Source organism: Aestuariivirga sp. (assembly GCF_044238155.1).
Taxonomy (GTDB): domain Bacteria; phylum Pseudomonadota; class Alphaproteobacteria; order Rhizobiales; family Aestuariivirgaceae; genus Aestuariivirga.
This window is the reverse complement of record NZ_JBIIDX010000024.1, coordinates 21023-27022: the sequence shown is the minus strand read 5'-3', so window position 1 is coordinate 27022 and position 6000 is coordinate 21023. Positions and strand designations below refer to the sequence as shown.

General features: G+C 62.1%; 11 protein-coding genes. 5 read left to right on the top strand and 6 right to left on the bottom strand.

Features of this window, described 5'->3' with window-relative positions; all coding sequences use genetic code 11:
* Window positions 1–429 (bottom strand): SIR2 family NAD-dependent protein deacylase (locus tag ACILRN_RS04215; RefSeq protein ID WP_395685859.1); only part of this gene is annotated, 429 nt, incomplete at its 3' end.
* 11 nt (window positions 430–440) lie between these two features.
* On the opposite strand from ACILRN_RS04215, the gene ACILRN_RS04210 reads away from it, so the two are divergent.
* Window positions 441–860: a VOC family protein gene (locus ACILRN_RS04210; protein ID WP_395685858.1), complete on the top strand. Its 420-nt coding sequence runs from the start codon at window positions 441–443 to the stop codon at window positions 858–860.
* A gap of 7 nt (window positions 861–867) precedes the next feature.
* Here the strand turns inward: ACILRN_RS04210 and ACILRN_RS04205 are convergent, their stop codons facing one another.
* Both ACILRN_RS04205 and ACILRN_RS04200 read right to left on the bottom strand, forming a co-directional pair.
* Window positions 868–1245 carry a cupin domain-containing protein gene (locus ACILRN_RS04205; protein ID WP_395685856.1) on the bottom strand — a complete coding sequence of 126 codons (378 nt, stop codon included), beginning with the start codon at window positions 1243–1245 and terminating at the stop codon, window positions 868–870.
* Window positions 1242–1988 (bottom strand): SDR family NAD(P)-dependent oxidoreductase, encoded by a 747-nt coding sequence (locus ACILRN_RS04200; protein ID WP_395685855.1) that lies wholly within the window; start codon window positions 1986–1988, stop codon window positions 1242–1244. Before ACILRN_RS04200 ends, ACILRN_RS04205 begins: the two co-directional genes overlap by 4 nt.
* A gap of 117 nt (window positions 1989–2105) precedes the next feature.
* Between ACILRN_RS04200 and ACILRN_RS04195 the strand changes: the two genes are divergently transcribed.
* Window positions 2106–2492: a hypothetical protein gene (locus ACILRN_RS04195; RefSeq protein ID WP_395685854.1), complete on the top strand. Its 387-nt coding sequence runs from the start codon at window positions 2106–2108 to the stop codon at window positions 2490–2492.
* Here the strand turns inward: ACILRN_RS04195 and ACILRN_RS04190 are convergent, their stop codons facing one another.
* A complete protein-coding gene (locus tag ACILRN_RS04190) occupies window positions 2493–2921 on the bottom strand; it encodes a hypothetical protein (RefSeq protein WP_395685853.1) in 429 nt (142 codons plus the stop codon).
* Window positions 2922–2974: 53 nt separating this feature from the next.
* Here ACILRN_RS04190 and ACILRN_RS04185 point away from each other — a divergent pair, with 53 nt between their 5' ends.
* A complete protein-coding gene (locus ACILRN_RS04185) occupies window positions 2975–3508 on the top strand; it encodes a DUF2878 domain-containing protein (protein ID WP_395685851.1) in 534 nt (177 codons plus the stop codon).
* A 2-nt stretch (window positions 3509–3510) separates the two neighbouring features.
* On the opposite strand, the gene ACILRN_RS04180 is transcribed toward ACILRN_RS04185, so the two are convergent.
* Together ACILRN_RS04180 and ACILRN_RS04175 are read right to left on the bottom strand one after the other, a co-directional pair.
* The gene (locus tag ACILRN_RS04180) at window positions 3511–3990 is read right to left on the bottom strand and encodes a hypothetical protein (RefSeq protein ID WP_395685849.1); all 480 of its coding nucleotides are present in this window, start codon (window positions 3988–3990) and stop codon (window positions 3511–3513) included.
* 13 nt (window positions 3991–4003) lie between these two features.
* Entirely contained in the window at window positions 4004–4261 is a 258-nt protein-coding gene (locus tag ACILRN_RS04175; protein WP_395685847.1) for a hypothetical protein, read from the bottom strand.
* 144 nt (window positions 4262–4405) lie between these two features.
* Here ACILRN_RS04175 and ACILRN_RS04170 point away from each other — a divergent pair, with 144 nt between their 5' ends.
* Together ACILRN_RS04170 and ACILRN_RS04165 are read left to right on the top strand one after the other, a co-directional pair.
* Window positions 4406–4783 carry an Hpt domain-containing protein gene (locus tag ACILRN_RS04170; protein ID WP_395685845.1) on the top strand — a complete coding sequence of 126 codons (378 nt, stop codon included), beginning with the start codon at window positions 4406–4408 and terminating at the stop codon, window positions 4781–4783.
* Between the two features lie 2 nt (window positions 4784–4785).
* Window positions 4786–5847 carry an HD domain-containing phosphohydrolase gene (locus tag ACILRN_RS04165; protein WP_395685843.1) on the top strand — a complete coding sequence of 354 codons (1062 nt, stop codon included), beginning with the start codon at window positions 4786–4788 and terminating at the stop codon, window positions 5845–5847.
* Window positions 5848–6000 lie beyond the last annotated feature (153 nt).

Below are 6000 nucleotides of genomic sequence, written 5' to 3'. Positions count from 1 at the left end.
GCGCACCCAGGAAATTTCGTGACGCACCCCGCAATCCAGACACTTGGCGTGGGTGCCGCTGCCGTGAATTTCAATGATGCGATCAGTTGGGACCCCCGCTGCCGCATCGAGCCCGTCTATGTTTTGGGTGATCACGCAGGAGACATGGCCGCGAGCCACAAGTTCTGCAACAGCGCGGTGACCCGGCCCGGGAGCTGCCGCGGAAATGATCTCGTGAATCATCAAGAACCGCCGCCAGGCCTCGAGCCGCGCCTCGGCCGAAGCCATGAAATCCGAGAAAGCAATAGGCTTGTGGCGGGTCCAGAACCCGCCTGGCGAACGAAAATCCGGAATACCCGCATCAGTTGATATGCCGGCCCCTGTAAATACCACAGCATTGCTGGCGCACTGGACCAAACGCGCCAGTTCCTCTATGTCGCCATCAGGCACGAGGTGACCCCATGAAATATCTCCATACCATGATCCGCGTCTCCAATCTGGAGCAGTCGCTGGATTTCTTCGTCAACAAGCTGGGCTTCGTCGAGCAGCGGCGCCATGTCAATGACAAGGGGCGCTATACGCTTGTCTTCGTGGCAGCACCCGAAAGCCCTGACGCGCCGGTCGAGCTGACCTATAACTGGGATCCCGAAGTCTATAGCGGCGGCCGCAATTTCGGTCATCTGGCGCTCGGTGTCGACAACATTTATGATTATTGTGCAAGGCTCCAGGCGCAAGGCATCGTCATCAACCGTCCACCACGCGATGGCCGTATGGCCTTCATTAAAACTCCGGACGGAATTTCGATCGAACTGCTTCAGAAGGGCGAGGCTCTGCCGGTCGCCGAACCCTGGGCGTCCATGGCCAACACCGGCAGCTGGTGAGGTCCTCCTACCAGACCCCCGGCACCTCATAGGCTTCCGCCATGCCGGGCCATGGCGGCATGGTGACCCCCACGCACTCGAGCGGTACCGCACCATCATTGCGGAACTGGAAGTGTGTTCCCACCGGAATGGCGAGCGATACGCCTGGCCGGAGAACAATCGTCTCTTCGACCTCACCATGCTTTCGCCACATGCGGCCCGAACCGCTCATCACCAGCCAGACCTCCTCGACGCTGTGATGCGCAACGGCTTTCGATACCGCTCCAGGCGGCAGGGTGAACTGCGCCATGCTGCCCCGAGCCGTCTGTGCAAGCAGGCGCACCTCGGAACCATCCGGGGCCACAGCATCCGGCGCGGTCGCGCGCTCCCGTGTCATGAAGGTCATGGCATCAACTGCCCGCCGTTGACCTCGATCACCTGACCCGTGACATAGCCTGAGGCCGCGGCACTGGCCAGAAACAGAAAAGCGCCGGCACAATCGGCTGCCACACCAAGCCGCTGCATGGGGATCACCTTGCGCGTGGCCTCACGCTTTGCCTCATCCGAAAAGCGGTCATGAAACGCGGTATGGATTGTGCCAGGGGACACACAGTTGACGCGCACGCCATGTGTTGCCATCTCGCGGGCAAGCGTCTTGGTGAAGGCCGAGACAAAACCCTTGGCGCCTGCATAGACCGCACCACCAGGGCTCGAGCCATTGCGCGCCGCAATTGAACTGACATTGATGATGGCGCCCGAGCCCTGAGCCTTCATGAGCCTGGCTACAATGCGGCAACAATGGATCAGCTGGCGGCAGTTGACGTCAAAAACCTTATCGATGAAATCGTCTTCGACATCGGTCACAGGTACACGAGCAACGAGGCTTCCCGCGTTGTTGACCAGAACGTCGATGCGACCATGGCGGGCAGTGGCAGCGTCGACCAATTGCTGTGGCGCGCCCGGTTCGGTCAGATCGAGCTTCAGCGTGGCGATGCCTGCGCTCTCAATAACTTCAAGCTCCGGTCCACCCCCCAGATACTGTGCGAACACCTTGGCGCCAGCAGCTTTGAAGGCCAGCGAAGCGGCCCCGCCAATGCCGGTGACGCCACCCGTCACCAGCACGCTCTTTCCCATCAAATCGTCATACATTGCAGTCCACCCCTCCATCCGACTGGCCATGTTGCACCAGCCACGGCCGAAACAAAACCTTCTTGCCGCATGGCGACGCATTCGCCAAGCTGGTGCTTTGCGGGAGGCGCAGTTGCAATGGCGCGTGGCATGATCTTGTGGCTTGTCATCATGCTGGTTGAAACCACGCACGGGGTATTGCGCGGCCTGTTCCTGGCGCCGCACCTCGGGGAAAGCAATGCTGCGCGTGTGGGATGGCCGATTGGCCTCCTTCTCGTTCTGCTTGTCAGCATCGTCGGCATTCGCTGGACCAGGGTATCAGGCAGACCGGCGCTACTGCGCCTTGGCGGACTGTGGGCAGCCGCGACGGCACTGTTCGAGGTGCTGGTCGGGGTCTTGCGCGGACTGGATGGTCCGGCACTGCTTGCCGCCATAGATCCTCGCACGGGGTCGGTTTTTTACAGTGCGATCGTCATGTTTCTGGCGCCCGTGCTGGCCTGGCGCCTGTCCCGCCCCGCTCCCTGATCAGCGCACCCGCGCCACACCACTCTTGCCGTCGTCCCTGACCCAGCGGATCTTTCCGCCAGGAAGCTGGTCAACGGTGAAACAAAACGCCCGGCCATCATACCAGGTCTGCCATTTCTGACACACGCGGTTGCCAGCCACCCACCAGCGGCCACGGTCCTTGGGCGTCATGTATTTTCCCAGCCCCGCTGCCTCGCCTGTACCATCCACCACGCCATTGGCACGATAGGTAAGCGGAATCTCGCCGCCAAGCGGCACCGCCAGATAGATGCGGCGCCCGCTGATGAACGACTTGAGGGCGGCCCCCGCAAGAGGCTTGCCCTCGCTGGTTGCCGCCGCCGGCAATGGCGTCAGCAGGAGCGCCAGCGTCAGGGCCATGGACCAGAACCGCCAGCCAAAGCACTGCGTAAGAAAAACAAGGTGTTGCATCACACGAATCCTTTACTACCGACAGATACGAAAGAAGCATTGGCTTAGACCTCATGAATATGCTGCTCGCGCTTTTTCAGTTCCTGGCCTTCGATGCCGCATGGTTTGCTGCGGTGGCAGGCGGCGCCGGAGGGTGGCCGTGGCTCGGTTCGCTCGCTGCCGTGGCGGTTGCCGGCTGCCACCTCTGGCTGAGTCGAGGGGCGCTTTGGCCCGAGGTCAAACTCATGCTGGCCATCGTGCTGTTCGGCATCGTGCTGGAGGCAGGGCTGATGGCCGCTGGCGTGATCCGATATGCAGGAGCGGGCCCGGGCCAGATCCTGCCCCCTGTCTGGATCTGGGCGCTCTGGCTGGGTTTTGCAACGCTCCCGAACGGCAGTCTGGGCTGGCTGACTGGCCGCTGGTTGACCCAAGCCCTGCTCGGCGTCGTGTTCGGACCGCTCGCCTATTGGACCGGCGCGAAGATGGGCGCCGCCGAACTGCCCGACCCGTCCGGGTCCGCACTGGTCGCGATCGCCGTGGCCTGGGCACTCGCCTTCCCGGCAATCATGATGCTGGCTCAATCCATCTCGCCGCGGCGCCAGACTTGATCCTAATCGGATTTTGCCGCCTGCTTGCGGCGCTTGCCCAGCGCCCCGATGATGGAACCAACTGCGGGCACCAAGAGGCCGGCAAGTGCCGAGCGATCAAGCCCCACACCTCCACCCGCGAGTGACCCGAGCAGCGGAGCGGAGCGAATCTCAGCTTCGAGCGACTCCCCTGCCATGGCGCGGATTTCCTCCGCCAGTGCGAGTTCGGGACCCGGTCTGAGCGCAAGGGCCAGACCCAGTGCCGCCCCTGCCAAAGCCAAGTTGATAAGGCCAAGCCCAGCCGGGGTCCATACCGGGCCCCACATCGGCGAGAGCCACGCGAAGACTGCAATGTTGACAAACACCAAGCCAACCCCCGCAAGAAGCAACGCAAGCGCCAGCATCGTCACGCGTCGCATCGCAAAGCCGAGTTTCGCCTGGATAACCAGAATTTCTCCACGCAGCATCAAGCGGAGTTGGCGCGAAAGACCTGTCATGTTCATGGATTAACCCCCCTCAACGCGCCGTCAGCCGGCCAATAACGATCCCAAGCGCTAAGGCACCGGCCACGGCTGCAACCGGATGCTCGGCGACCGTCTCCTCAGCATCGGCGAGCATCTCCTGAACCAGACGGTTCAACTCGGCGAACTGCTCACCCAGCGCCCCGCCACCCTCCTGCTCCGTAGCATCCTGGGAAGCTTTCCGACCCTCCCGGAGCCTCGCAATCTCCGAGCGAATTGCGTCGATCTCCGCCCGCCATATCGTGCTGGCCATCCGAATATCTCCTCTATGTCGCCGGGCAACCTTGGCACAAGGCCCAAGTGCCAAGCCTTGACTTGCCGCAAACAGCTCAGCCCATCCAGGAAGGGGCCTTGCGCATGGCCTCAAGTCTAGTCCGTCTCGCGAGCTTATGGGAACATGAAAATCGACGCCGCCTCTGCGCAAAACCCACCAGTAGACGTGAAGGACGTGTGGGATGAGACGCGGGTCAGGGCGTTGTGTGAGGATGTTGGGCCGTCAGGCCTTGGTGACCTGCTCTGCCTGTTTCATGCCGACATGCCGTTTCTGCTGGCCCGCCTCAACGCGAGCATCGTGGCACGGGATGCCGAGACCGTTGACAGGGTCCTTGCGGCATTGCGCGGTGCGGCAGCGCACCTCGGGCTCAAGTCAATCGAAGCACTCTCCATCCAGTTGCGCGCGCAACCTCTTGATGCCGCAATCGCAGACCGGCTGAGCGCGGAACTGGCCCGTATACGCTGTGTTTCACCCATTCCCACGGCCCCGCTGGAGTCCTGACCATGACGGAGCCCTTCAACGTGCTGATCGTCGACACCGATCGCACCAGCCTCGCCCTGCTGGACATGATGGTGCGCAAACTGCCCAACTGCGCAACACTGCTGCACAGTAGTCCGGACATGCTTCTCTCGGCCGTCGACAAGATCAACTACGACCTCGCGATCTTTTCATCGACACTGCCGCAGATGGACGGAGTCGAACTGGCCCGCCGGATGCGTGCGGTGCCACACTTGGCCACCAAGCCCGTCGTCATCGCCACCAGCCAGCCAGATACCCCCGAGGCGGAAGAAGTCGTTGCGTCAGGCGTTGCCGAAGTATTGCAAAAGCCGATCGACCCCGTCGAGTTCAGGTCCCGCATCAGCCGGTTGGCGCAGTCCAGCAGCCAGGAGACCGGCGCTGTCATCGAGCGTCACTTCACCATCAACAGTCCTGAGTATACAGCGCTCGAAGAGGAATTCTTCACCATGCTGGCGCGTGTCTCGGGCCTGCGTGACCGAGAGACTCCGCTCCACAACAAGCGCATGGCCCGCTATTGCGCCGTGATCGCCCGGCATCTTGGCCTGCCTGCAGATGCCTGCCGCGCGATGCGACTGGCAGCAGGCCTGCACGATATCGGCAAGGCAGGGCTCAGCGACGCTCTGCTTCACAAGCGCGGCGCCCTGAGTCCCGAAGAACGCCTCCAGATGGAAGAGCACACGCGCATTGGCCATGCCATGCTGTACAACGCCCAGTCGCCACTGCTGCGGCTGGCTGCCGATGTGGCGCTGAACCATCATGAGCGCTGGGATGGGTCAGGCTATCCGCGCCATCTCAAGGGCGAGCACATTCCTCTGGCCGGACGCATTGCGGCAGTCGCCGATGTGTTTGATGCCCTGACCAGCGTACGGCCCTACAAATCAGCCTGGAGCCGTGACAACGCGCTGCGTTACATGCAGGAGAATGCCGGCGAGAAGTTCGACCCCGCCTGCATTGCCGCTTTTGAGAGCGGTCAGGAAGAAATTGCCGCGGTAATGCTGGCAATGTCAGACGCAGCATCCGGAGATGATGGCGCCGACGCCGCCTGAACGTAAAGCCACGGCGCCGTCGCGATCCTCAAACTCATTTAAAGGCTGAGCGGACCACAGACCTCCTCGATTTCAAGGATGGTCTCCGGAAACAAATCATCGGCGTGCTGGACAGCGCAAGTCGCCTCGACAACGGAGATGGCCGCCACGACA